The sequence below is a fragment of the Filimonas lacunae genome (assembly GCF_002355595.1).
Lineage (GTDB): Bacteria > Bacteroidota > Bacteroidia > Chitinophagales > Chitinophagaceae > Filimonas > Filimonas lacunae.
In genome coordinates, this window is sequence record NZ_AP017422.1 from 1,182,673 (window position 1) to 1,206,818 (window position 24,146).

Annotated in this window: 21 protein-coding genes; 14 read left to right on the plus strand and 7 right to left on the minus strand. The window is 43.5% G+C overall.

Annotation, left to right across the window (positions count from 1 at the left end):
• Position 1: 1 nt before the first annotated feature.
• Together FLA_RS04910 and FLA_RS04915 are read right to left on the minus strand one after the other, a co-directional pair.
• A complete protein-coding gene (locus FLA_RS04910; RefSeq protein ID WP_076382340.1) occupies positions 2 to 367 on the minus strand; it encodes a DoxX family protein in 366 nt (121 codons plus the stop codon).
• Positions 368 to 446: 79 nt separating this feature from the next.
• The gene (locus FLA_RS04915; protein WP_076382444.1) at positions 447 to 1,028 is read right to left on the minus strand and encodes a Crp/Fnr family transcriptional regulator; all 582 of its coding nucleotides are present in this window, start codon (positions 1,026 to 1,028) and stop codon (positions 447 to 449) included.
• A 915-nt stretch (positions 1,029 to 1,943) separates the two neighbouring features.
• Between FLA_RS04915 and FLA_RS04920 the strand changes: the two genes are divergently transcribed.
• From FLA_RS04920 to FLA_RS04975, 12 genes are all read left to right on the plus strand, one after another.
• Complete coding sequence (locus tag FLA_RS04920; RefSeq protein ID WP_096510756.1) at positions 1,944 to 2,408, plus strand: hypothetical protein; 465 nt, start codon at positions 1,944 to 1,946, stop codon at positions 2,406 to 2,408.
• Between the two features lie 184 nt (positions 2,409 to 2,592).
• Positions 2,593 to 3,165 carry an RNA polymerase sigma factor gene (locus FLA_RS04925; RefSeq protein ID WP_159445192.1) on the plus strand — a complete coding sequence of 191 codons (573 nt, stop codon included), beginning with the start codon at positions 2,593 to 2,595 and terminating at the stop codon, positions 3,163 to 3,165.
• A 107-nt stretch (positions 3,166 to 3,272) separates the two neighbouring features.
• The gene (locus FLA_RS04930) at positions 3,273 to 4,457 is read left to right on the plus strand and encodes a FecR family protein (RefSeq protein ID WP_084206521.1); all 1,185 of its coding nucleotides are present in this window, start codon (positions 3,273 to 3,275) and stop codon (positions 4,455 to 4,457) included.
• Between the two features lie 54 nt (positions 4,458 to 4,511).
• Complete coding sequence (locus FLA_RS04935) at positions 4,512 to 7,826, plus strand: SusC/RagA family TonB-linked outer membrane protein (RefSeq protein ID WP_084206520.1); 3,315 nt, start codon at positions 4,512 to 4,514, stop codon at positions 7,824 to 7,826.
• 11 nt (positions 7,827 to 7,837) lie between these two features.
• On the plus strand, positions 7,838 to 9,262 hold the full coding sequence (locus FLA_RS04940) for a RagB/SusD family nutrient uptake outer membrane protein (RefSeq protein WP_076382335.1): 1,425 nt from the start codon (positions 7,838 to 7,840) through the stop codon (positions 9,260 to 9,262).
• 37 nt (positions 9,263 to 9,299) lie between these two features.
• Positions 9,300 to 10,082, plus strand: a complete 783-nt coding sequence (locus FLA_RS04945) for a DUF4843 domain-containing protein (protein WP_076382334.1) — start codon at positions 9,300 to 9,302, stop codon at positions 10,080 to 10,082.
• A gap of 22 nt (positions 10,083 to 10,104) precedes the next feature.
• On the plus strand, positions 10,105 to 11,718 hold the full coding sequence (locus tag FLA_RS04950) for a PKD-like family lipoprotein (protein ID WP_159445191.1): 1,614 nt from the start codon (positions 10,105 to 10,107) through the stop codon (positions 11,716 to 11,718).
• Positions 11,719 to 11,732: 14 nt separating this feature from the next.
• Positions 11,733 to 13,130, plus strand: a complete 1,398-nt coding sequence (locus FLA_RS04955; protein ID WP_076382332.1) for a TlpA family protein disulfide reductase — start codon at positions 11,733 to 11,735, stop codon at positions 13,128 to 13,130.
• A 9-nt stretch (positions 13,131 to 13,139) separates the two neighbouring features.
• A complete protein-coding gene (locus tag FLA_RS04960; RefSeq protein WP_076382331.1) occupies positions 13,140 to 13,331 on the plus strand; it encodes a hypothetical protein in 192 nt (63 codons plus the stop codon).
• 192 nt (positions 13,332 to 13,523) lie between these two features.
• Entirely contained in the window at positions 13,524 to 14,237 is a 714-nt protein-coding gene (locus FLA_RS04965; RefSeq protein WP_076382330.1) for an alpha/beta fold hydrolase, read from the plus strand.
• Positions 14,238 to 14,253: 16 nt separating this feature from the next.
• Positions 14,254 to 14,868, plus strand: a complete 615-nt coding sequence (locus FLA_RS04970; RefSeq protein ID WP_076382329.1) for a Crp/Fnr family transcriptional regulator — start codon at positions 14,254 to 14,256, stop codon at positions 14,866 to 14,868.
• Between the two features lie 184 nt (positions 14,869 to 15,052).
• Positions 15,053 to 15,208: an acyltransferase gene (locus tag FLA_RS04975; protein ID WP_197705859.1), complete on the plus strand. Its 156-nt coding sequence runs from the start codon at positions 15,053 to 15,055 to the stop codon at positions 15,206 to 15,208.
• A 74-nt stretch (positions 15,209 to 15,282) separates the two neighbouring features.
• Here the strand turns inward: FLA_RS04975 and FLA_RS04980 are convergent, their stop codons facing one another.
• Entirely contained in the window at positions 15,283 to 15,798 is a 516-nt protein-coding gene (locus FLA_RS04980; RefSeq protein WP_084206518.1) for a DUF3347 domain-containing protein, read from the minus strand.
• Between the two features lie 404 nt (positions 15,799 to 16,202).
• Between FLA_RS04980 and FLA_RS04985 the strand changes: the two genes are divergently transcribed.
• The gene (locus tag FLA_RS04985; protein WP_076382327.1) at positions 16,203 to 19,010 is read left to right on the plus strand and encodes a bifunctional aconitate hydratase 2/2-methylisocitrate dehydratase; all 2,808 of its coding nucleotides are present in this window, start codon (positions 16,203 to 16,205) and stop codon (positions 19,008 to 19,010) included.
• A 152-nt stretch (positions 19,011 to 19,162) separates the two neighbouring features.
• Here the strand turns inward: FLA_RS04985 and FLA_RS04990 are convergent, their stop codons facing one another.
• Complete coding sequence (locus FLA_RS04990; RefSeq protein WP_076382326.1) at positions 19,163 to 19,969, minus strand: DUF5984 family protein; 807 nt, start codon at positions 19,967 to 19,969, stop codon at positions 19,163 to 19,165.
• 107 nt (positions 19,970 to 20,076) lie between these two features.
• On the opposite strand from FLA_RS04990, the gene FLA_RS04995 reads away from it, so the two are divergent.
• On the plus strand, positions 20,077 to 21,291 hold the full coding sequence (locus FLA_RS04995; protein WP_231940391.1) for an aldo/keto reductase: 1,215 nt from the start codon (positions 20,077 to 20,079) through the stop codon (positions 21,289 to 21,291).
• A gap of 83 nt (positions 21,292 to 21,374) precedes the next feature.
• Here the strand turns inward: FLA_RS04995 and FLA_RS05000 are convergent, their stop codons facing one another.
• The 3 genes from FLA_RS05000 to FLA_RS05010 all read right to left on the minus strand — a co-directional run bounded on the left by FLA_RS05000 (position 21,375) and on the right by FLA_RS05010 (position 23,984).
• Positions 21,375 to 22,292: a helix-turn-helix domain-containing protein gene (locus FLA_RS05000; RefSeq protein ID WP_076382325.1), complete on the minus strand. Its 918-nt coding sequence runs from the start codon at positions 22,290 to 22,292 to the stop codon at positions 21,375 to 21,377.
• Positions 22,293 to 22,311: 19 nt separating this feature from the next.
• A complete protein-coding gene (locus FLA_RS05005) occupies positions 22,312 to 23,052 on the minus strand; it encodes an SDR family oxidoreductase (RefSeq protein WP_096510760.1) in 741 nt (246 codons plus the stop codon).
• A 143-nt stretch (positions 23,053 to 23,195) separates the two neighbouring features.
• Positions 23,196 to 23,984 (minus strand): PKD domain-containing protein, encoded by a 789-nt coding sequence (locus FLA_RS05010; RefSeq protein ID WP_084206517.1) that lies wholly within the window; start codon positions 23,982 to 23,984, stop codon positions 23,196 to 23,198.
• Between the last annotated feature and the right edge of the window lie 162 nt (positions 23,985 to 24,146).

Below are 24,146 nucleotides of genomic sequence, written 5' to 3' on the forward strand. Positions count from 1 at the left end.
GTTATATGCTTTTAAAATGATGATATTGATAATAAGAAGTGAATAAGATTGCTAAAGCCACCAGGGCAGATAGCGAAGCGGGCAGTGAATCACCCGAACAGAGATGGGCAATAAAACCTGAAATAACGGTGATGGTAAAGCCGGTATAGGCCCATTCTTTTAGCCGGGCAGGGATGATGGGTAGCAGCAGTGCTATTACGCCTGCTATTTTAGCTATCGCCAATTCTATCCTGAAATAACCGGGAAATCCAAAATGTGTACAAAGGGCTTGGGCTTGTGCTGAGGTAAGGTAGGCGTAAGCGTTGGCTATCATCCAAAGGCAGAACAGGCCCGTTGCGCTCCAATAAATAATTTGCTGCTTTTTCATGTTGCTTTGTCTTAATTACAAGTCAAAACTAAACAGCGGGGCAGGGGCGGACGATAACATTTGTTATCAAATGGCAGTACTACGGTTTTTCTTTGGCCATCTTACTTTTAATGCGGCTGAGGTGAACGGTGGTGATGCCTAAATAAGAAGCGATATAATGTTGCGGAACACGCTGCACTATTTGCGGTCTTTCCTGTATCAGGTTCTGGTAACGCTGCCGGGGCGTATCCCGGATAACGGCAACGAAATGGTGCATGTAGTCGTAGGTGCGTTCAAAGATGGCATTGATAAACCTATCTCTCAGGGAGGGGATGGCGGTGATTTCCTGCACAATAGTGTTCACGTCTTTTTTGTGTATCCACCATACGGTGCTGGGTTCAATAGCTTCAATAGTAATGGGGCTGGGTGTGCTTTTTTGAAAGCTTTCAATAGAAGCAATCATATTGTTTTCAAAAAAGAACTGGGTAGTAACATCTTTACCGTTATTGTTAAAATAAGCCCGCAGGCAACCTGTTTCAATGAGAAAAAGCTTTTTAGGAACTGCTCCTTCCTGTAACAGCGTTGTTTTAGCAGGTACTTTTATTTTAGTGAAGTAACTGGTATATTCATCCCATTTTTTAGCATCCAGCGCCTGGAAAGTATTTTTGAATTGTTCAAACATGTTTGCAGGTTGCAAAGTGTTCATCAAATGTACAAAACCTCGCAAATACATGCAGGTATCTTACCGTGGGATTTGTGCATATGGTAGCATAGCACTGGAAAATTGCCGTGGAGTATTGGAGTGTTACTCTGCACCAGGAGAATGTGCCAGCATGCCAATGGAATGCTGCTGTGTTGCAATGGAATACTGGTGTATGCTATGAAATTACTTCTGCATATCACAGGGATATTGCAAGGCAGGAAGTAGGTATTGCAATACATCGGGCAAATGTCGCAGCATGATGCGGGAATGTTGCTGTGCGATAGACGTGTATTGCTACGTGCTATGTAAGTGTTGCAATAGGGCAGATGAATAGGATAATGTGCCAATGAGGCATGCCAATGCTTTATGCAAATGTTACAACATGATAAAGGGATATTACCACATTACGGATGCATATGGCAGTGTGCTATGTATATGATGTAGTCTGGCAGGGGAATACTGCCATGTGGTAGTGCAATGCTGCAATGCGTTGCATAAGTATTGCAGCACTCCGGATGAATAATGAGATATGCCAGGTAAACAGTGTAATAGGTAACGGCAGTTTTCCCCAGGTAAGAAGGGAGGCTTCCGGTTGAGCTGGTGATTTGATGAGGTAAGGGGAGAAGCTTTGCGCTTGAGCCGGGAAGTTTACCTGGGTGGTAGTGAATATTGTCCGGTTGTACTGCAAGTATTATTCATCGTTTGGGCTGTGTTTAACATAAATTACTAAGGTGGCTCTATAATATCTATAATCTATAAAGAGCAGGGGGGAAGCGCATATCCCGGTTGTTCGTAAAGCAATTTAAGGAATAGTGTATGCTTACGTATGATAGCAGGGGAATAATACTTTATTTGTTTACTTTCGTCGCCATAACCTGTTGAAAATCATATGCCGTGAAACACAAATACTATACTTATATCGCTATGCAAAAAATGAGCAGGTGTTTTATATTATTATTTTCAGGGGCCGTGCTCACCTTTTTGCAGGGTTATGTGGCTGTACATTACCTGAAAGCACAGCCATCGTCGGCCTGTTTAACCTGTAGCCTGGAAAGCGATTTATTGAGTTATAGTACCCTGGCCCTGGTTCCCTTAACAGGCCTGCTGTTGGTGTTTGGTTACCTGCGTGTGCAGAACGGGCTTTTTATCGCCACTACGCTGTTATTGCTGATGATAAGCTGGGCAGTGATAGATACAATGATTTTCGATGACCGGGTGGCTTCGTGGAGTACTTTTACTACTGCCGAGTTATGGCTTGCAAGCCTGGTGGGTTGTTTGCTGCCTGTGATGGCAGGGGGCATAGCCTGGTGGGGTATTGCTTATTTTACAACACGCCGGTACGAACATAAAGTATCCTGAGTTAGCCAGTCTGTGTTGCCAAAATGAAAGCATTTTCTACTACAGGAGAAGCAGGGAATTGCCGAAGAAAAAGTGGGTGGAATCAATAAACTCATAATTTTAGGCACCTGTTGCGGCAAATTCTCTATTAGAGGGAATTTGTTTATCATTCAGTATAAAGAAGTAAAATCCATTGGAAACCGGATTGGAATATGAATTAGTCAGGAGATTGAAGGCGGATGATCCCTCTTCTTTAAAGGAGATGTATGCCGCCTACTGGGAGGAGATTTTTGTGTATGTGCTGAAAGTGATGAAAGACTCAGAGGAAGCGCAGGACATTGTACAGGAGTTGTTTATCTCTATCTGGAACAGAAGAAAAGAGCTGGAAATACAAAGCTCGGTAAGAGGGTACCTGTTTTCCAGTGCCCGGTATATTACACTACGCCATATTCAAAACAGCGCGCGGCGAAAAGAGTTTATCCAACTGTTTGCCAATGCCATCCCCGATACAACCCCCGCTGCCATTTCCCTGGAAGTAAAAGAATTGGACAAACAAATTGCCACCTGCCTGAATGAGGATATGCCTGAAAGAATGCGCCTGATTTTCAGGCTTAGCCGTGAGGAGCAGCTTTCTTACAAGGAAATTGCCAGCCAGCTGGGCATTTCTGAGGAAACCGTTCGTAAACAGATCTATTATGCGTTAAAGATCCTGCGTTCTAAAATTCAGGGTTCTACTTTCCTGTTCCTCTACTTTTTTATTTTTTTTCCAAAACACTAGGCCTGCAAAGGTTTTCATACGATTATAAGTAGTGGTATAAAAAAGTTTTCTTTTTTATACCACTACTTTCTTTTTGATGTCACTTATAGATAAGATGCATTCTTAAAATGAAGGAAATGGAGCTGGAAGACTACATTGAAAAGTATTTAAATAACACTGCCTCAGAAGCGGAAAAGCAATTGGTGGATGCCTGGTTTGAAAAAGTGCAGAACACGGAAAGCTACCCGTCGTACAACCGCAACGCAATAGAGTATGCCATGTGGGTGCAGATAGAAGCGGCTATGAACCGGGAAAAGACAACCCGGCCTGCGAGGATATTTTCTTTTGGCAGGCTATCCAGGGTGGCGGTGTTGGTGGGTGTTGTAGCATTGCTGGGCATAGGCTATTATCAATGGAGCAAACATGCAGCCACAACAATGGCATATAACAATGGGCACCGGGTTAGCCGCAAAGCGGCCACCAATGGTGGCTTTATAGCCATGCAGCAGGATAAAATGGTGAAGATTGAAGACCTGGCCGGCGATGCCGCTACTGTTATTGGTAACCTCAGTTTTCGTAAATCGGGCGATGGTATTGTTATTAACAGCGTAGGTAATCACTTTTCTGATACATCCGCTATTGCTATTATTACCCCTAAAGGCAAGTTTTTGCAGCTGACCTTGCCCGATAATACTGTAGTGAAACTGAACGTGGCCAGTGAACTGCGGCTGGCGCAAAACTACCTGCAGCAACGGACGCTTCAATTATCAGGCGAAGCATTTTTTAATGTAGTGCACAATGAACAACTGCCCTTCCGTGTTCATGTGGGCAATGCTATTGTAGAAGACATTGGCACCCGTTTTAATATTCAGGCCTATGAGGGGCAGGCAACGCAGGTAGTAACTACGGTGATAGAAGGGGCCGCCAAGGTAATTTCGCTGAACAATGCACATACGCAGGTAATAGATACTAAAACCATCACTGCCAACCAGCAGGCTATTGTATTGCCAAAACCAACCAGCGTGGCCATATTGAACAATGCCGATGAAATTAAAAGTGCCGTGGCCTGGGAGCAGGGATATTTTCTTTTCTATAATTCAGATATCAAAGATATCCTTCGTAGCGTGGGAGATTGGTATAATGTAAAGTTTGATATAGGCGCTAATGTAAAAGGTGCCTTTAGTGGTGGTTTGTCGCGTGCTGCCAACCTCAATGCCATGTTGGAAGTGCTGGAAACTTCCGGCAACTGCCAATTTGAGATTATTAGCCCTAACGAAATAAAAGTAACGAGTACTGAAAGTAAAAGCAGGTAAGCTGCTGGCTACCGCAGGGTAGTAAATTTATTGATCTATTAAACCAAAACTAAAATGAGGAGACTATTCTTGAAAAGTCTTTGCCTTTTCATTGTCTTTTATCTGGCACAATGCTGCGTACTGGCGCAGTCTCTACCTGCCAGAATTACCCTTTCGCTGGAAAGAAGTACATTGAAGCATGCCATTAAAGAAATTGAGAAACAGGCGCATGTATTGTTCTTTTATAACGAGCAGGACCTGGGCTATGGTAAGCCGGTAACCGTTCGTTTATCGGGTGTTGATTTGCCCGTCGCACTGGAAGCTGTATTTAAGGAACAGCCGCTCACTTATAAGATTATTGAGCAAACCGTAGCCATTAAAAGAAAAGACGGTGTTTTAAAGCAGTATAATGGCCTGGAGGGCAGCGACTCGGTGTTGTTGACAGGCACTGTGGTAGACAGCGTGGGCAATGGTATTGCCGGTGCCGTGGTGGCTGTGAGAAGCAGCAATGTAAAAGCAATTACCAGTTCGGATGGCCGCTTTGTGATGAAGCAGGTGTTAATGAAAGGGGATTATATTGATGTAGGTTCTATGGGCTATTATCCTGCATCGGTATTGTATGGCGCGCAGAAAAATATACTGGTGAAGTTAAGGGATAGTGTTTCGCGTATCAGCGACGTGGTAGTAACAGGGATGATGACCTTTAACAGGAAGACCTTTTCCGGTGCTACGGCCACCTATACCGGGCAGGATTTGAAAATGATCGCTAATACCAATGTGGTGGCTGCTTTAAAATCTCTGGACCCTTCTTTTCTTTTGCAGGAAAACAATGCACAGGGTTCTAACCCCAACGTGCTGCCTACTATTAACCTGCGGGGTACCACCAGTATTACCTCTTCTTCTTTACAGAATGAATTCTCCAACGATGTAAACCAGCCGTTGCTGATACTGGACAATTTTGAAACAGACCTGCGTACAGTAATGAACCTTGACATGAACCGCCTGGCTTCTATTACCATACTGAAAGATGCGGCTTCTACGGCTATTTATGGTTCGCGTGCCTCTAATGGTGTTATCGTTATTGAAACGGTAAAACCCAAAGCCGATAAGGTAAGGATGAGTTACAACACGGACTGGAATTTTGATTTTCCCGATCTCTCTGGTTACAATATGATGAATGCAGCAGAGAAGCTACAGTTTGAACAGCTGGCGGGAGTATATGGTTCGCCCACTTCTACTTTATTTCTGCAAAGCAGTTATTACGATCCCATGTACACTAAGCATTTGCAGGATGTGCAACGTGGCGTAAACACCTACTGGCTAAGCACGCCATTACAAACCGCTACTTCGCAACGGCATAGTTTGTATGTGGAAGGCGGCACGGGAACGCTGCTGTTTAATGCCGGCGGCAGCTATAAAAAAGCAAATGGTGTAATGATTGGTTCGGGTAATGATGAGTGGACGGCCCGTATAAACACTACTTACCGAACAGCTAAGCTGTCGGTAAATAATAACCTGTCTATTAACGGGTATAATGCCACTGAGTCGCCTTACGATTCTTTCCGCACCTGGGTAAACACCAATCCTTATTACACCAGGACCAGTGCAGACTCTATGTATCTGTGGAGATATGGATCTAACAAGATTGTAAATCCTCTGTATAATTCTTCTATCAACAATTTCGATAAATCGAAAAGGTGGGGTATTACCAATAACCTGCAAATGAATTATACGCTTAGCAAAAGCTTCCGGTTACAGGGTAATGTGCAGGTGAGTAAAAATGTTTCGGGCACGGATGATTTTACCTCGCCGCGCCATACAAAGTATGCTGATGTAAATTACCTGAAAAAAGGAAGCTACCGTTTTTACCAGGCGAACAACTTTTCTTATACAGGCAATGCCATGTTAAGCTATGCGCGAACTTTTCGCAAGCATATGGTAAACGTGAACACCCGCGTAGAAATCAGCAATACAGAAAACTCGTCTAATTCCTTTACCGCAGTAGGGTTTCCTACTTCCAGCAATGGCAAACTTTCGCAGGCATATGGGTATGCAGAAGGCAGCAGCCCCGGTTATGTAAAATCGGTTACCCGCAGAAACTCTTTTGTCAATACCGCTTCGTATAGTTACGACATGCGTTATGCCATAGACGTGGCTTTTAACTATGATGGGTCTACTGCATTTGGTAAAAACAACGTGTATTCTCCTTTCTATTCCATAGGGGCGAGCTGGAACCTGGGTAACGAGAAAATAGTGCAGCAGCTGGGTTGGATTAACCTGTTGCGCTTGCGTGCCAACTATGGTGTTACAGGGAACCAGGGCTTTTCTTCCTATACCTCCATTACTACTTATTCTTATATGGATAGCTATAATTATAGCGGCGGAGGGGTAGCAGTAAGTTCGTTAGGTAACCCCGACCTGAAATGGCAAACTACTTACCAAACCAGCATAGGTATTGATGCCGGGTTTATGAAGGGCAGGATGAGTATTAACCTGAACGGCTACCGAAAATTAACCGATCCGCTGGTGGTATCGATAAACGTACCCACTTCCAACGGGGTGGCTATCAGGCCGCAAAATGCTGGCCGGTTGAATGTGAAAGGGATTGATGGTACTGTTTCTTATGCGCCTGTTTATCAACCGCAACAGGGTATATCGTGGTTTATTCGTTTAACCGGTTCGTACTACACGCAGCAGTATAGCCATTTTGGAAACCTGTTAAAAAGTTTAAATGATACCCTATACAGCACGGGGTCGCTGCAGCGGTATAAGGATGGCTATGCGCCGGATGATATATGGGCTGTTCAGTCGCTGGGCATTGATCCTGCTACCGGCAGTGAGGTGTTTCTGAAAAAAGATGGCAAAACCCGCACCTTCGATTACCGTTCGGCCGATATCGTGAAAGTGGGCAACAGCCGCCCGCTGTTACAGGGTACCATTACTAATAGTGTGTTGTGGAAAGGATTTTCCGTAAGCCTGGTGTTCCGTTATCTCTACCACCAGGACCAGATGAATACTGCCTTATATGATAAAGTAGAAAATCTTTCCTTATCAGACGTGATCAATAATAACGTAGATAAAAGGGCGCTGTACAGTCGTTGGAAAAAACCGGGCGATCAGTCGCAGTTTAAAGCTATTTCGCTTACATCTACAACGCCCATTTCCTCCCGGTTTATCCAGCGGGAAAATACCTTGTCGCTGGAGTCGTGTTCTATGGGATATGATTTTAGCAGAACACGTTGGGTAACCGGTTCTGCTTTGTTTTCCAGCATCCGGGTAACGGGTTATATGAACGATATTTTTCGCCTGAGCACCATCCGGCGCGAAAGAGGTATTGATTACCCCTATGCCCGATCTGTTTCGCTGAGTGTTAGCGCCACCTTTAAATAAAACTGTGTACAATGAGATTAGTAAAACTGCTTGTGTTCCTGTTCATATTGTTTTCTTTGGGTTCCTGTAAAAAATGGCTGCAGGTGCAACCGGAAGATTCCTCTACCGACGAACAAATGTATTCCTCGGCCGCTGCCATAGGAGATGTAATGAACGGCATATACCTGCAAATGGCAGATGACCGTATTTATGGAAGAAACCTTACTCTGGATAAACTGGACCTGTTTGCACAACGGTATTATGAACTAACGGCTGTTGATGCTTATTATTATTATTATAGCAGCCGGTCGTATACCACTTCCAGTGTAAAAAGTAATATTGCCGGCATATGGTCTAAAATGTATACTACCATTGGTAATGTCAATCTTTTTATTACCAATTTGGATAAATATGGCGCCCGGCATGTGGACGCAACCACCTTACGCCAATATTATGGTGCTGCTTACGGACTGCGTGCGTTTATGCATTTTGACCTGCTAAGGTTGTTCGGGCCTGTGTACAGCAGTGTTACCACCAGTAAGTTGGCCATTCCTTATTACACCAGCTATGATGGCCAAACGCAGAACATACTCACTGCAGAGGAAGTGATCGGTAAAATTCAGGCCGACCTGGATAGTGCTGAAAGTTATCTGGCTAACGACCCTATTCTCACCAGCAACAGCATTGCCAACCTGAATAATTACCGGTTCAATTACTATGCGGTAAAGGCGCTGGAAGCCCGGGTATATCAATGGATAGGTGATAAAGAAAAGGCATTGGCGGCAGCCAGAACGGTGATTGAGGCACAGGATAAATTTGCCTGGATCACTTTGTCTAAACTTACCAATAGCGACAACCCCGACAGGAAGTTTTTTTCTGAAACCATCTTCAACGTATTTAACAGCAGCCTGTATGATACTCATGATAAGATCTTTTCATCCGACCTGTCGTCCTCTCTTATACTGGCCACCGGTGAAGAAAACCAGGTAGACAAAATATTTGAAGGGAACATGGCCGATTACCGGTATGTATATAGCTGGCCTTATCCTACATCGGGCAGCGTATCGTTCAGAACCTTTGTTAAATACAAGGATATTTCGGATGCGGATAGCGATTCTTCTTATCACGCCCGTTTTGCTATTCCGTTGATGCGCACTTCCGAAATGTATTATATCGCAGCGGAGTGCGAAACAGATATGAATAGTGCGCTGGACTACCTGAATAAGGTACGCCACAACAGGGGGCTGGCTTCAGATGTGAGTGATTATTCCCTGCTGGGCAGCGAATTAGCAAAAGAGTATCAGAAAGAGTTTTACGGCGAAGGTCAGCTATGGTATTATTATAAGCGAACCGGCGCCACCTCTATAGCATCGCCCAATGTAACCAGCGGCAAAGCTGCCGTTGCATTAACCGAATATGTATTGCCCATTCCTGATGCGGAAAGTACAGGCCGGTAATCAGGGTTATTTATTCAGTTTTTATAAATGAAAAGCTATGCGTAAAAAAATATACTATACACTGTTTATAATGGTAGTGTTGCCATTGGTAATGGCAGGATGTACCAAAAAAGAGCTGCTGAAATTTGACGAAGCGAAGTTAGGCAGCAGTATTTATTTTTCTGATAACTATGCTAAAGCGGCTGTTACGGTAAATGTTATTTCTTTTGGTTACCTGGCTGCTAATGTAACAGATTCCATAATCAGTTTTCCCATTTATGTAACGGGTTCGCCCAGTGATAGTGACAGAACGTATGCGGTGCAGTTTGCTGATACCAGTACGATGACGGAGGGAATTGATTTTGATTTTTACCGGGCGCCTGTGGTAAGGGCGGGTAGGGTACAGGATACATTGATGCTGATTTTACACAGAACGGCACAGTTAAAAGATACCACGCTTCATGTAGATATAAAACTGGTTTCCAATGCCAGTTTTAATACAGCCATCCCTTATTATTATAGCGGTTCTGACTCTGTTTCGCTGCTACAGTGCAGGATAACCTGCAATGATATTGCGGGCGTTTCTTACCTCTGGACCGGTTCGTATAAGTCAACGGTGGTGGGATATATGGGGGCTTATTCATTAACTAAGGTACAGTTGATGATGGCCGTGCTGGGCTTGTCTTCTGCTGTTTTTTATGATAGTGGCAGCACCCCGTCTATCGGGTTGTTTTCTGGCTGGGCCGCTTATATGAAAAACTGGCTGGCCAATGAAAAGTTAGCCGGACGTATCTATTATGATGAAAATGGTAATGAAATAACTATGGGTGTTTATGCATAGACAGCACCTTAAACTTAATAAAATGATGTACAGAAAGCTATTTTTAGGAAGTGGCTTAACAGCGCTTCTTTATATACTGGTAACAGCCACATCGTGCAGGAAAGACCTGGGTAATTATTCTTATTCGGAGGTGGATACCCTGCACATCGGGGGCCTTGCCTCAGCTATCACTATTTCTATTGGTGGTAACCCGGCACAGTTTCCTACGTTTTCCAGCTCATTGGGTTTGCTGGATACTGCTGCCAGCCAGTTCTCTTATCAATGGATTGCTTATAATGGCTTTGCAACAACTGCAGAGGAAAGGCGGATTATATTGGATACCACCCGCAACCTGGATAGAAACATCACTTTAAAAGTGGGCAGTTATGACTTGTATTATAAGGTAACCCAAAAAAGTACGGGTGTGGCGTGGATTAAAAATATAAAGCTCACCGTAGAGGGTAGCTTAGTCAAATACGGGTGGTTTGTATTAAGCCAGGTGGGCGACAGCACACAACTGGATTACTTCCAGGATTCTTCCGGCGCCTGGAACACTTACCCCAAACATTATTCCAGGGTAAACCAATTAATTGGTGATGTGGCCGGTCAATACAGTTATTTGCGACTGCCGGGCAAACCTCTGTCGCTTACCAGTTATAATAACAGGGATTATGTAAACACTACCGCAAAAGTGTATGAGTATATCAATACCAGCGAGGGAACGCAAAAGCTGAACATTACCGATGGTTTTACCTGGAATAGTCAAAAATATGTTTTCCGGAACGAATGTGTGCTGCCTACGCCGCCGAGGGCTGAGTATATCTACCCTTCCAGTGCCTCCCAATCTATGGCCATATATAACCACGATGTGTATACCTATTCCTATACAGGCGGTGTTTATTATAACACCCCTGTTAACAAGCTAAGCACGGGCAGTACGTTTCCTGTTTCCAATTACATGGCCGTAACGTATAACAGCAGTGCATTTTACAGTATCTTTTTTGATACGTTGAACAGACGGTTTGTGCGGTTTGGCGGAAGTTATTCCAGCAAGAACTGTACAAAGATCAGTTATCCCAGCGGTGCTTTTGATCCGGACCAGGTACAAAAAGACCTGGTATGGATGGGATGGACAACGGCTTATAGTGGTCAGGCGGTGGCCATTTTAAAGGATACCGCTGCCAGCAATTATTACCTGGCCCGGTTAACATTTACTAATACAGGTACGGTAACCCCATTATCCCTTACTGATGTCACCACTATATTAACCGGTATAGATAAGGCCGATCATTTTGCTATTGATCAGCAGTATGGTTACCTGTTTTATACCAGCGGTGGTAACCTGTATGAATACGATATGGATAACAATGTAGTGAAGGTGGCCATGAACCTGGGCGGTAAATTGGTATCCATGTTAAAAACAGAACGTTTGTACCTGTACCCGCCCACTACTGCTACCTTCCTGAATAACGGTACCCGGTGGTTTCCGGTGGGTTATAGCATGATACTGGGTATGTATGATAAGGCCAACCCCGATAACTCCGGTGAGGTACATTTCTTAAAACCCGGTGCGCTGGCAACGGGTGTAACAGAATACTTTACGCCATTTACAGGTATGGGTAAAGTGGTAGATGTGAATTATTTACAGATTTTATAAACCGGATATAAAAAATGAAGAAACATGTAATAAGTGCCGCTGCGGCATTGTGGATAAGTGCTGCAGCTATGGCGCAGGGGAATGCTAAAATAGCAGTGATTTCGGGCCGTATGACTTCACTTTCGCCTGCTATTAAAAACCTTTATTTGTACAGTACTTTAGAAGGTGTCCGCGAATCGTTTGCATCAGTAGCTATTAACACAGAAGGGGAGTATGCCTTTGCTCTGAATAATCCGAAAGAGGGGTTGTATTATTTATCGGCTTCTGCCGAGCCGGAACGTGGGAGGTCTTATACCCGCCTGTACATAAAACCAGGAGATCATATAGAAGTGGATCTGTCTGCAAAAGCCGACAGCGCTTTTGTAACTGGCGGCAGCCGGGAAGAAAGGATGCTGGACAAATGGCAACGTGCATCTGATAAAGTGTATCGCCTGGCGCTGTATCCTTTGGGTGATACTGCTACGTATGCCACTTTTTTTCCGGCCTTTGAAAAACTGTTGCCGGTGGCGGAGCAAATGAAGAAAGAGTTAGTGGACACGGATAAAGCTTTTGGCAGCTACCTGGCAAGGCTTATTGATGCCGACCTGCAAATAGCTTCGCTGTCGCTTATCTACAGTCTCAGAACAAAGCATCCGGTTAAAAGTCAATACCCGGCTTACTATGCTCAAACCTTTCATCCCGGTATGTATTGCGATGCTGCTTTACTGGAAAACGGGGATGGTGCCAAGCTGATTTCTTTATATGTTATGCATATGTTTATAGGGAAAGACAGCGTCGCGAAAATAGCAGATAAAGACAAATTGTATGAAGTAGTTTGTAACGATACACTGAAAGCTTTATATGTAGCTTCTACCCTGGGCAGCTATAAAACGCCGGAGGGTATAGAACAGGCCATAGCGCCGTTAAAGTCATTCTTTGCTACGGGCCGGCTGAACGAGAAGTATACGAAAGCGTTGAAAGGCGTAAGTACTTTTAAAGCCGGTACTGCAGGGCATGAGTTTAATTACCCGGATACTGCCGGCCGTTTCTATTCGCTGAGAAAAGACCTTGCCGGAAAAGTGGTGTATCTGGACCTGTGGGCAACCTGGTGCGGCCCCTGTAAGGCAGAATTACCTCACCTGGCCAAAGTAGAAGAGGAGTTTGCCAATGAGAACGTGGCATTCGTAAGCATCTCTGTAGATGAAGTGAAAGACAAGCGTAAGTGGCTTGATTTTGTAAAAACCAATCACCTGGGTGGCATTCAGTTGTTTGCTGGCGGATTTCAAAGTGATATAGCCAGCTTCTATGGTATAAAAGCGATTCCGCGTTTTATGTTATTCGATACCAAAGGCAATATTGTATCTATTGATGCGCCACGGCCTTCCAATGCCGAATTAAAACTCCTGCTGCGTAAAACACTGGCAACAAAATAATATCTTCTTATGAATATCTTTCTGCATGTAGCTTCCATAGGTACATCGCTGGTGTTGATGCCTGGTATGTTTGCATGGGAAACAGTGACACAGCTGGTAGGGGTATTATATGAAACCTGCCAGCCCTATATTCAGGAACCGGATAGCAGCCACAAAGGCTTGCTCCAGGTAATGAGTTCTGTTTCCGGATGGGGGCATTAGCTTTATGGCAGGGTTGCCGGATAAGCAACCGTATTTTGAATACCCCCAATATGCCTGGCATATTGGGGGATTTTTTATTAAGGTCCGTTGCAAAAGAGCATCCCGGTATAAAAGCAACCATGTAAAAGCGTTTGTGATTGTAATCACATCTTCCCAATAGCTACCCGGATACTTTTGTTTCAAATTGATAGTATGAAACAATCCATGATTTTACTGCATGGGCTTTTTGGGCGGCTAAGTAACTGGGAAACGGTCATTGACCATTTTAAGACCTCTTATGACATTCATGTACCAGCATTGCCGATATTTGATTCGCCCCCAAAGGCAGATCAATTGCTGTATCTGACCTCCTTTCTGGATAATTATATACAGCAGCATTGTTTAAAAGATGTAATTCTCATTGGTAATTCTTTAGGGGGGCATGTAGCTATACTATATGCTTCATTGCATGGCGATAAGGTAAAAGAGCTGGTATTAACCGGTAGTTCGGGTTTGTATGAAAATACTAATATAGGAGCCTTTCCACGGCGTAGTTCGTATGATTACATCCGGGAGCGGGTGGCCTATACCTTTTATAACCCTGCTATGGCTACGGAAGAGCTGGTGTTGGAAGTGATGGAAGTAACTACCGATAGTGCCAAATGTTTGTGTACTATTCGTATGGCCAAATCGGCACAACGTAATTATGTAGCAGATCTACTACCTGGTATCGAAGTTCCGGTATGGCTGATATGGGGAAAAGAGGACAAGGTAACGCCGGTGCATGTAGCCTATGAATTCGCAGACCTATTGCCCCATGCGCATTTGACGGTGTTTGACGAATGTGGCCATGTTCCCATGATGGAAAAGCCTGACCACTTTAATGCTGTGCTTTCTTCTTATTTACGCGTACAAAAAACTAATTAATCAGATATTTGCGACTATGACGCTACCACCTTACTATCAACGATTAATTGAAAGGTATCCGCAGGTTTCTTTGGAAGAATGGCAGCTGCTGGATCAGCTGGCTACTGTGCGGTATATACGGAAAGGCGAACATTTTTTGCGGGTAGGTACCGTGGCCCGGAATGCAGCTTTTGTGTTATCGGGCCAGTTCAAATACAGCTTTCATGCAGAGGATGGTGCTGAGAAAATTATGAAGTTTAGCTTTGCGGATGATTTTTTGACCAATTGTGTAAGTTTTAATAATAATAAACCTTCTTATCAGAATATTACTGCCCTGGAAGATTCAGTGATACTACGCTTTAATATCAAGAAGCTGCAACCCTTGTACGACCTGCATTTGAGCATATTGCATGTGAATATTCAGCTATACCAGGATATTATGCAACAGCAGGCAGAGCATCAGTATATCTTATCCTTAAAAAGTCCTTTAGAACGATATAAGTTTTTGTTAAAGCATCGTCCAATGCTGATTCAAAAGATATCTTTAACCAATATTTCCCGGTACCTGTTTACCAGCCGGGAAGCTTTAAGCCGTGCACGGCTGTTAGTAGCAGAAGATCTGGATAATCAGAATGCCTGGGGTTGCCCTTAGCGATCAAAAGCTTCTTCGCTATGGAGAGGCTTTTTTTGTGATAATTTCTGGCTTGTTTCTTGCATCATCGAGACTTCTGTACTTTGAAAAGTATGGTAATAAATGAAAACTTGTTAATGCTGTTTTAACGTATCCGTCTCATGATGTCATTGAAAAAATACATCACTGCCCATCCTCAATTGCGGTGATCACCTGCGGCGTAACTATTGGCTGTCATAGCGTAATAGCTGCCGGGGCAGTAGTAACTAAAGATATTCCGCCTTATTCCATAGCGGTAGGTAATCCTGCGAAGGTGATTAAGCAATATGATTTTGAGTTGCAGGACTGGGTGAAGGTGTGAGACAAATAATCGTGTAGCTACTAAAAGAAAAGATAAACCCCTTCTTTGCAGAGGGGGCTTTTTTATTGGGGGTATTATAGTAGCGTGCGGGGTGCTTTTGCTTCTCCGGTTTGGTTAATCACTTCGCCGCAGGTAAGCATGTTGCGTGGATAGTAGGGATTTTTGATGGTTTCTTCGCTGCTAAGCCATACTTCACCTGTCATAGGACAACGTTGCTCGAATATGGTAAATGCAGGCTGTGGCTGGTGCTGCAACCAATACCAGCATTTAACGGACAAAGCAGCCAGGCTTTTCCTTTGCACTTTGATACTTTGTGTTTCACTGATGTTCTTCGCTATTTCCATCGCTTCGTTGCGTACATTACTTAAAGTGTCCAGCATAAGGGCGTTTGCTTTTTTTATGCGCAATTTGCCTATGGCCTCGCTCAGCAATTTTGCATTGGATGCTGCGTTTACAGAATCAGAAGCCACCAGGTTTTCTTTTAACGACAAATATGTTTTCATCGCTTCTTCCACAGGCGTGTGCGTGGTTTGGGCAGATAGCCTTGCTGACAGAATTAACAGAAAGGCGAGGAGTACTCTATTGCTCATATTATTGCTTTGTGTGCTTTACATGTCTGTAAACGCCTGTGAAACCCTGATGAAATGTATGGTAAGGAAATGTTAAAGTGGAGCAATGTCTTTTGCCGCATTAACCGTACGGTAAAACTTCACAAAAGCCTGTTGGCAGTAAGCTGTAAAAGGCTGTATTCATTGTTAAAGGCAGAGCGTAAAAGGCTGTTCATCCAGGTACAATACATCACTTAACTGGCGGTCGCTTTTTTCACCTTTTCTTCACGCATGAATGGCTTGCTGTTAAAATAAAACTTACGGTTGTTAATTTTTAACCCCCGCATTCAAGTGGTATTTGGTGCTGCATGGAATCTTCTTTAGATCGCTGTGTAATATTATCGACATTAATTACCTTTGCGCCCTAGATCCCAAAAGATTATTGTATGAGCCGTTATAACGAATACCTTAAAGAAATTGAAGAAAGAAGAGGTCAGGAATTACATCCCAAACCGATTGATGGTGCCGAATTACTCAGTGAAATCATCGAACAAATCAGAGATACCGGTAATGTATACAGGAAAGATTCTCTCAATTTCTTTATTTATAACGTACTGCCGGGTACTACCAGTGCTGCTGGCGTAAAGGCTCAGTTTTTAAAGGAAATTATTCTGGGTACCGCTAAGGTGGAAGAAATTACACCTGCTTTTGCATTTGAGTTACTATCACACATGAAGGGCGGACCTTCTATTGAAGTATTGCTGGACCTGGCTTTGGGTAATGATATTGCTATTGCCCAGGAAGCTGCCAAAGTGTTGAAAACGCAGGTTTTCCTGTATGATGCCGACACAGACCGCTTGAAAGAAGCGTTCAAAAGCGAAAATCCCATCGCAAGAGATATCCTGGAAAGCTATGCGAAGGCGGAGTTTTTTACCACATTACCCGAGGTGCCGGAAGAAATTAAGGTAGTAACGTTTATTGCAGGTGAGGGCGATATTTCTACCGACTTACTTTCTCCGGGTAACCAGGCACACTCCAGGAGTGACCGTGAACTGCATGGTCAATGTATGATCACTCCGCAGGCACAAGCCGAAATTAAGGCATTACAGGCGCAGCATCCCGACAAAAGCGTGATGCTGATTGCGGAAAAAGGCACCATGGGTGTAGGTTCATCCAGAATGTCAGGCGTAAATAACGTAGCGCTTTGGACCGGCAAACAGGCAAGTCCTTATGTGCCATTTGTGAATATTGCGCCTATTGTAGGTGGCACAAACGGTATTTCTCCCATTTTCCTTACCACTGTTGATGTTACCGGCGGTATAGGTGTTGACCTGAAGAACTGGGTGAAAAAAGTAGACGAAAATGGCAAGGTAGTTCGCAATGAAAATGGCGAACCTATCCTGGAGCAGGTATATTCAGTGGCTACCGGCACTGTATTTACCATCAATACCAAAACCAAGAAACTTTATAACGATAATGGTGAGCAGGAACTGATTGACCTTGCAAAGGCACTCACTCCACAGAAAAAAGAATTTATCAGGGCGGGTGGATCGTATGCTATTGTATTTGGTAAGAAAATACAGACAGTGGCAGCGAAAATTTTAGGTATTGAGCCTACGCCGGTATTTGCTCCGTCAAAAGAAATTTCCAACGAAGGACAAGGTTTAACAGCAGTAGAAAAGATATTTAACAAAAATGCTGTTGGAACTACTCCAGGTAAAATATTACATGCCGGTTCGGATGTACGTGTAGAAGTGAACATTGTAGGTTCTCAGGATACCACCGGTTTGATGACTGCCCAGGAGCTGGAATCTATGGCGGCTACTGTCATTTCTCCTATTGTGGACGGTGCTTACCAGTCTGGTTGTCACACCGCTTCTGTATGGGATAAGAAAGCACAGGCTAATATTCCTAAACTGATGAAGTTTATGAATGATTTCGGATTGATCACTGCCCGTGATCCTAAAGGCGAATATCATTCTATGACGGATGTAATTCACAAAGTACTGAACGATATCACGATTGATGAGTGGGCTATCATTATTGGTGGTGACTCACACACCAGGATGTCGAAAGGTGTTGCTTTTGGCGCTGACTCTGGTACCGTTGCGCTGGCGCTGGCTACCGGTGAAGCATCTATGCCTATTCCGGAATCAGTGAAAGTAACCTTCAAAGGCCAAATGAAGGAGCATATGGACTTCCGTGACGTGGTGCATGCTACGCAAGCGCAGATGCTGCAGAAATTTGGTGGTGAAAACGTTTTCCAGGGCAGAATTATTGAAGTGCACATTGGTACACTGCCTTCTGACCAGGCTTTCACATTTACTGACTGGACTGCAGAGATGAAAGCAAAAGCTTCTATCTGTATTTCAGAAGATGATACCCTGATTCAATCACTGGAAATTGCGAAAGGCAGAATCCAGATTATGATTGACAAGGGCATGGATAACAGCAGACAAGTGCTTCAGGGCTTGATTAATAAAGCGGATAAGAGAATAGCTGAGATTAAATCTGGCGAAAAACCAGCTTTAACACCAGATGAAAATGCGAAGTATTACGCAGAAGTGGTAATTGATCTGGATGTGATTGATGAGCCCATGATCGCTGACCCTGACGTTAATAATGGCGACGTTTCTAAAAGATATACGCACGATACCATCCGTGAACTTTCTTACTATGGTGGCGATAAAAAAGTAGATCTTGGTTTTGTGGGCTCCTGTATGGTGCACAAGGGTGATTTGAAAATTGTTTCTCAAATGCTCAAAAACCTGGAAAAGCAACAAGGTAAAGTGGCATTCCATGCACCACTGGTAGTAGCAGCTCCTACTTACAACATTATTGATGAACTGCAGGCTGAGGGTGATTGGGAAATATTACAGAAGTACTCTGGTTTTGAATTCAACGATGCAGCTCCGAAAGGCGCAGCACGTACTGAATATGAAAACATGATGTACCTGGAGCGTCCGGGTTGTAACCTTTGTATGGGCAACCAGGAAAAAGCAGCTAAAGGCGATACGGTAATGGCTACCTCTACCCGTTTGTTCCAGGGTAGGGTGGTGGAAGATTCTGACCGTAAAAAAGGCGAATCACTGCTGGCATCTACACCAGTAGTAGTTCTTTCTGCTATTCTGGGAAGAATTCCGAATGTGGAAGAATATAAAGCGGCAGTAGTAGGTATCGATCTGACTAAGTTTGCTCCTCCGCTGAAGAACTTAACTTCGGGTGCAGTGCGCAAAGACAGTCTGTCTTACTAGCACTTTACTTTATTATAAAGCTTTTTATAAAAGGCTATACATCCGATTCCTGGATTGTATAGCCTTTTTTGTTTTGCCCGGTGAAGCCTGGGGTGCATTCAAAAGCCTGGAAGCAATAGTTTTTAAACTGAAGCTTTCAATTGCCTGATTATCTAACTAAACATTTTTGTTATCATCGAGTTGATTACATTCCACTCTGTATGTTTAGTGGGCTGGCCGTTTAAGATGGATAATTTCTGTTGAAATCCAGCCCTTCTTTCCTGCTGTTCCTGTATTAATCGTTCTTTATTGACTTGGGTAGTGCCCCAGTTTTTTTCTACTGCTATCTGAACCTGTGCATCCATTGCCGTAAAGAAGCGGTGGCCAAAATCTTCTATTTCATGGATGAATGTTGCATATTCCATTGCCACTTCCCCGTCCTGAGCTGTCCATACGGGAATGTTGTTCTCTGTGAGGTGGTCTGCTTTCCAGACAATAGAAATGTTATTCCTGTTTCTGAAAAAACTGATGCCCGGTCCGCTTGTTAAGTGCATAGCGGTAAGTGTTCTGCTATATATCCATTCAATGGCTTTGTCGTAACTATCGTAATGGGCATTGGCATCAATGGAAGGATCTTGCGACAGGTTATCGAACCAATTCTGAGCTGCTTCATAAAACCTGTATAGATAGTTATTGCTCTGTGCAATGGTGTAAAAGGCATCCGGAACAGGTTCGGCAATGGATTCAAATATGCTTGTCCAGTCTTCCAGTAAGCGGGCTATTGGGTAATCGACATAACAAGAGTCGTTGACGTGGTTACCGGATAATACTTCCCGGGTATATTCATAAAGAGTGGCTTTGTTTACATCCAGCCAATATTCACCATCCGTGAGTCCAAACCAATCCATGCTGGTATCAGGAGCATCGCCCCAGGGAATGATGTTGGCCGGATGTTTGAGTTTGAAATTAATAAGTGCCATATGTAATTAAAAGTCAGAGTATTGGCAAGTTAGTGTAAAAAAATGATAGTGGTGGTGGAGCTGTATGACCCTCCATGCGTTGGTTTGGACGCAAAAAAGTCCCCTATTTGTATAATGGAGCAGGGGGACAATTGTTGGCTATACTGCCTGGTGCAGTGGTCGATAGCAGTCCAATACAGGCATTAAGAGTGTTACTCATCTTTGAATTTTATAATTTTCTCTTTGTTTTCCGTAATGTTTTTCTGTTGTACATGGTGAACTTTGTAAACCCGGAAGGGTTGTTAGTAGGGAATAGTGGTTGCATCAATAACGACTCATTGAATACAGTTACTAAAAATGAATACAATATGAAATACATTACAATTGGGGGGCTTGAGGTTTCGCGTATTGGTCTTGGGGCAATGTCTATGTCGGCTTATTATAGTCCTACGGAGCGTAATGATGAGGAGTCTATCCGTACTATTCATCGTGCCATTGAAATGGGCGTCACTCATATTGATACTGCTGAAATATACGGCCCGTATATGAATGAAGAATTGGTAGGGCAAGCCATAAAAGGCCGTAGAAGCCAGGTGGTCATTGCAACAAAATTTGGGCTTGTTTCTCATGCCGGAGGAGGTGCGGGTGTAATAGATAGCAAGCCTGAGAACATACGTAAAGCGGTAGAGGGTTCTTTGAAAAGGCTTGGTACAGATTATATTGATCTGTATTATCAACATCGTGTAGATCCGAAAACACCTATAGAGGATACCATAGGAGCTTTAGCCCAACTGATAGCAGAAGGAAAGATAAAACATATCGGATTATCGGAAGCGGGCGTTGAAACTATCCGTCGCGCACATGCTGTTCACCCCATTACTGCTTTGCAAAGCGAGTACTCGCTTTGGGCGCGTGATCTGGAGTTGGCCATACTTCCTTTGTTAAGAGAGCTTGGCATTGGGTTAGTTCCTTATTCGCCGCTGGGGCGTGGTTTTCTTACAGGCACCATCACTTCTCGTGAACAAATTTCAGATGACGATTGGAGAAAGAGCAACCCGCGGTTTTCGGCAGAAAACTTTACACATAATCTACAAACGGTGGAGGAGGTAAAAGCTGTTGCAACCGAAGTGAATGCTACTCCGGGACAGGTAGCCCTGGCATGGTTACTGGCGCAAGGTGAAGATATTGCACCTATTCCGGGTACAAAACGTGTTAACCGGGTGGAAGAAAATAGTGCAGCTGATAGTGTTGTGCTGAGTAGTGAGCAGGTGGAGAGATTAAAAAATATATCTGCTGTGGGTGAAAGGTATTCAGCAGGGGATATGTCCACAATAGAAAAATAGAGGAACGTGCATTCCGGTATAGCAGAAGCGTTTGTTGAAATAAAAAAGAGGAGAGGAATTGGGTAAGCATTACACGGATCAGTTCAGGGGTTAAAGGCGGCTCTAAACTCCAAAGGGCTTTGGTTGGTTTTTATTTTAAACAGCTTGCTGAATGATTGCGGATGCTCAAAGCCCAATGTATAAGCAATTTCACTAACGGATAGGGAAGTGGCAGATAGTTGTTCCTTAGCTTTTTCTATCACTGTGTTCTGGATATATTGTTGTGTGTTCAGGCCTGTTAAAGAACGCAGCATATCACTCAGGTAACGCTGGGATACATGCAGGGATGCACTAATGTAGGTTACCGTAGGCAGCCCTTTCTTTAAGCCGCTGTTTTGATCAAAATACGTGTTGAGCAGCTGATCTAAAGAAGCGATAATTTCATGATTGACCGCTTTTCTTGTAAGAAATTGACGGTTGTAAAAGCGATTACTGTAATTCAGTAATAATTCAATCTGCGAAACCAGTACGTCCTGGCTGAACTGGTCTATATTGGTTTTTAATTCATTGGCTATCGCCTGAAATAAATGCTCAATGATCTCTTTCTCCTTTGCAGACAAAAACAACGCTTCGGCAACATCATAGGAGAAGAATCCATATTGATGCAGGGATTTACCCAATGGATAGTTTCGAACAAAATCGGGATGAAAGTATAATGCGTAGCCGGTATAGCTATCGGTATCTTCCGGTGTAAAAACAACTTGTTTAGGTTTTAGAAAGGCCAGTCCACCTTCTTCAAAATCGTAATAACCCTGCCCGTATCTTGTATGTCCCTTAAAGGAAGGCTTAAAGGATATTTTATAAAAATCAATGCTTATCTTTTTGCCCTTTTCCAGCGTTTCCAGCGGTACCTCTTTATAGTTCACAAATGCAACAAGTGGGTGTAACGGGGCGGGAAGCCCCAGTTCACGCATAAGCTGGGATATATTATTGATACAATGAGTGTCTGGCTTCTGTTGCATTTTTCTCAAATTACATTCATTATTGTTGTTTCGCAGGACGAATGATAATATCGCCTATTTCTACATCTGCTGGCTGGCTCACTGCATATATTACTGCATTTGCTACCGCATCGGGGCTTATAGCCATTTGTTCTACTGCATGATGTGCTGTTGCCCGCATATCGTCTGTGTTTACACTTTTAGTGGCAAAATCGGTTTTAATATACCCTGGTGAAATGCCGGTGATGCGTATAGAGCCATCCGACTCCTGGCGGAATGCTTCTGAAATGGTACGGACAGCGTTTTTAGTACCTGCATAAACTCCCTGGGTTGGTACAATTTTTATACCTGCTGTAGAAATGATATTTACGATATGCCCGGTTTGCTGTTTCCTGAAAACGGGAATTGCTGCTGCCATTCCATACAAAACACCTTTTACATTCACATCGATCATAGCATCCCAGCCGTCTGTATCTAAGTCGTCGATACGGCTGATGCTGGCAACACCTGCATTGTTTACGATGACATCCAGCCTGCCATACTGATCAACAGCTGCATTTACGAATTGAACCAGATCGCTTTTATTACTTACATCTATTTTTACAAAAATAGCTTCGCCACCGTTATTCCTGATGTCTTCCGCTATGCGTTTCAGCTGCCCGGCATTTCTTGCGCCTAAAACAATTTTTGCCCCATTTTTCGCTAATTGTATAGCTATGGATTTACCGATACCTTCACTTGCCCCGGTTATGGCAACTACTTTCCCTTGAATATGCTGCATATGTAATCTGGTTTGTTCAGCAGCAAAGCTCCTTCCTGTACGCTTGTAAAAAGTAGCCCTATTGGTACTTGTTGTAGTCAGGTTGGCGAAGGAGGTTCTTTAGTATAATAAGGGGGCAGCTTTCATCTGTTTATCGGCCGGCATTATTCAAAGTCGCAATCCAGCTCCAGCGCGGAAAATAAATTACAGTTTACCTTAAACTCGTTATTGGCTAAGTCTTCTTTGATAATGCCATAAGAGACACCGCTTGCCTTATTCATGAGCAGACTATAAGTGGTTCCGTTTTTATCAGTAGCCATTAAGCTAATAGTGAAACTCCAGCTGGTAATCAGTTTTTTATCAATAACCACCCTGTTTGCAACAGGAATTTCTATTGTTTGATTGGTGTTGCAGGAAACGTTGTTCACAACCGGGCTTTTATATAGTATAGGGGAATTGTATAAAATGCCACTATAGGGAACAATAGAATCACCATTGTTGTATTGCTGTATTTGTACAAATATATCTGCGGTTGGGGTGGTGGGCCATACGGCGTTAAAATTAGGAATATGATTAGGTATGGTATCCCAATACACTTTGTTGATCACAATTTTTTTCAGAACGCGGTCCAGCACTTTTACGGTCTTGATTTGCGATGCTGTGTGTCCGTCACTGCTCTTTACAGTCAACTTCACCTGGTAAGTACCGGAGGTATCGTAGGTTAATATTGCTTTTGGCTCTTTTGTAACAACGCCATTGCCCAGGTCCCAGTACGAGGAGTCTGCATTAATAGAGCTGTTAAACAATGTACAGGTGTCATACGTGGCAATTCGTAATATAGAAGCGGTGTCGCCCCTGAACGAAAAGGCTGCTGTTGGAATTACTATTTTGTCTTTATGGCAGGAAGATAGTATAACTATCAATAAAACAGGTAGCGTGTGTGAAAGGCGCATAAAAGTGAATTTCAGATGGTATTTAAAAATACGTAATTAATATAAATGATGTGTTAAATTGTTAGCCTCGCTATCATGTTTCATCAGGTCATTTCGCAGCTGTGCAGCCATATGGATACCGGTGAAAGGTTTACCCCCGGATTTTACAGCTTCACCTGCGTT

Excerpts from the sequence above, each read along its gene's own strand:
- FLA_RS04910 (WP_076382340.1), bottom strand. The coding sequence starts at position 367 with ATGAAAAAGCAGCAAATTATTTATTGGAGCGCAACGGGCCTGTTCTGC.
- FLA_RS04915 (WP_076382444.1), bottom strand. The coding sequence starts at position 1,028 with ATGTTTGAACAATTCAAAAATACTTTCCAGGCGCTGGATGCTAAAAAA.
- FLA_RS04930 (WP_084206521.1), top strand. The coding sequence starts at position 3,273 with ATGAAGGAAATGGAGCTGGAAGACTACATTGAAAAGTATTTAAATAAC.
- FLA_RS04935 (WP_084206520.1), top strand. The coding sequence starts at position 4,512 with ATGAGGAGACTATTCTTGAAAAGTCTTTGCCTTTTCATTGTCTTTTAT.
- FLA_RS04940 (WP_076382335.1), top strand. The coding sequence starts at position 7,838 with ATGAGATTAGTAAAACTGCTTGTGTTCCTGTTCATATTGTTTTCTTTG.
- FLA_RS04945 (WP_076382334.1), top strand. The coding sequence starts at position 9,300 with ATGCGTAAAAAAATATACTATACACTGTTTATAATGGTAGTGTTGCCA.
- FLA_RS04950 (WP_159445191.1), top strand. The coding sequence starts at position 10,105 with ATGATGTACAGAAAGCTATTTTTAGGAAGTGGCTTAACAGCGCTTCTT.
- FLA_RS04955 (WP_076382332.1), top strand. The coding sequence starts at position 11,733 with ATGAAGAAACATGTAATAAGTGCCGCTGCGGCATTGTGGATAAGTGCT.
- FLA_RS04960 (WP_076382331.1), top strand. The coding sequence starts at position 13,140 with ATGAATATCTTTCTGCATGTAGCTTCCATAGGTACATCGCTGGTGTTG.
- FLA_RS04965 (WP_076382330.1), top strand. The coding sequence starts at position 13,524 with ATGAAACAATCCATGATTTTACTGCATGGGCTTTTTGGGCGGCTAAGT.
- FLA_RS04970 (WP_076382329.1), top strand. The coding sequence starts at position 14,254 with ATGACGCTACCACCTTACTATCAACGATTAATTGAAAGGTATCCGCAG.
- FLA_RS04980 (WP_084206518.1), bottom strand. The coding sequence starts at position 15,798 with ATGAGCAATAGAGTACTCCTCGCCTTTCTGTTAATTCTGTCAGCAAGG.
- FLA_RS04985 (WP_076382327.1), top strand. The coding sequence starts at position 16,203 with ATGAGCCGTTATAACGAATACCTTAAAGAAATTGAAGAAAGAAGAGGT.
- FLA_RS04990 (WP_076382326.1), bottom strand. The coding sequence starts at position 19,969 with ATGGCACTTATTAATTTCAAACTCAAACATCCGGCCAACATCATTCCC.
- FLA_RS05000 (WP_076382325.1), bottom strand. The coding sequence starts at position 22,292 with ATGCAACAGAAGCCAGACACTCATTGTATCAATAATATATCCCAGCTT.
- FLA_RS05005 (WP_096510760.1), bottom strand. The coding sequence starts at position 23,052 with ATGCAGCATATTCAAGGGAAAGTAGTTGCCATAACCGGGGCAAGTGAA.
- FLA_RS05010 (WP_084206517.1), bottom strand. The coding sequence starts at position 23,984 with ATGCGCCTTTCACACACGCTACCTGTTTTATTGATAGTTATACTATCT.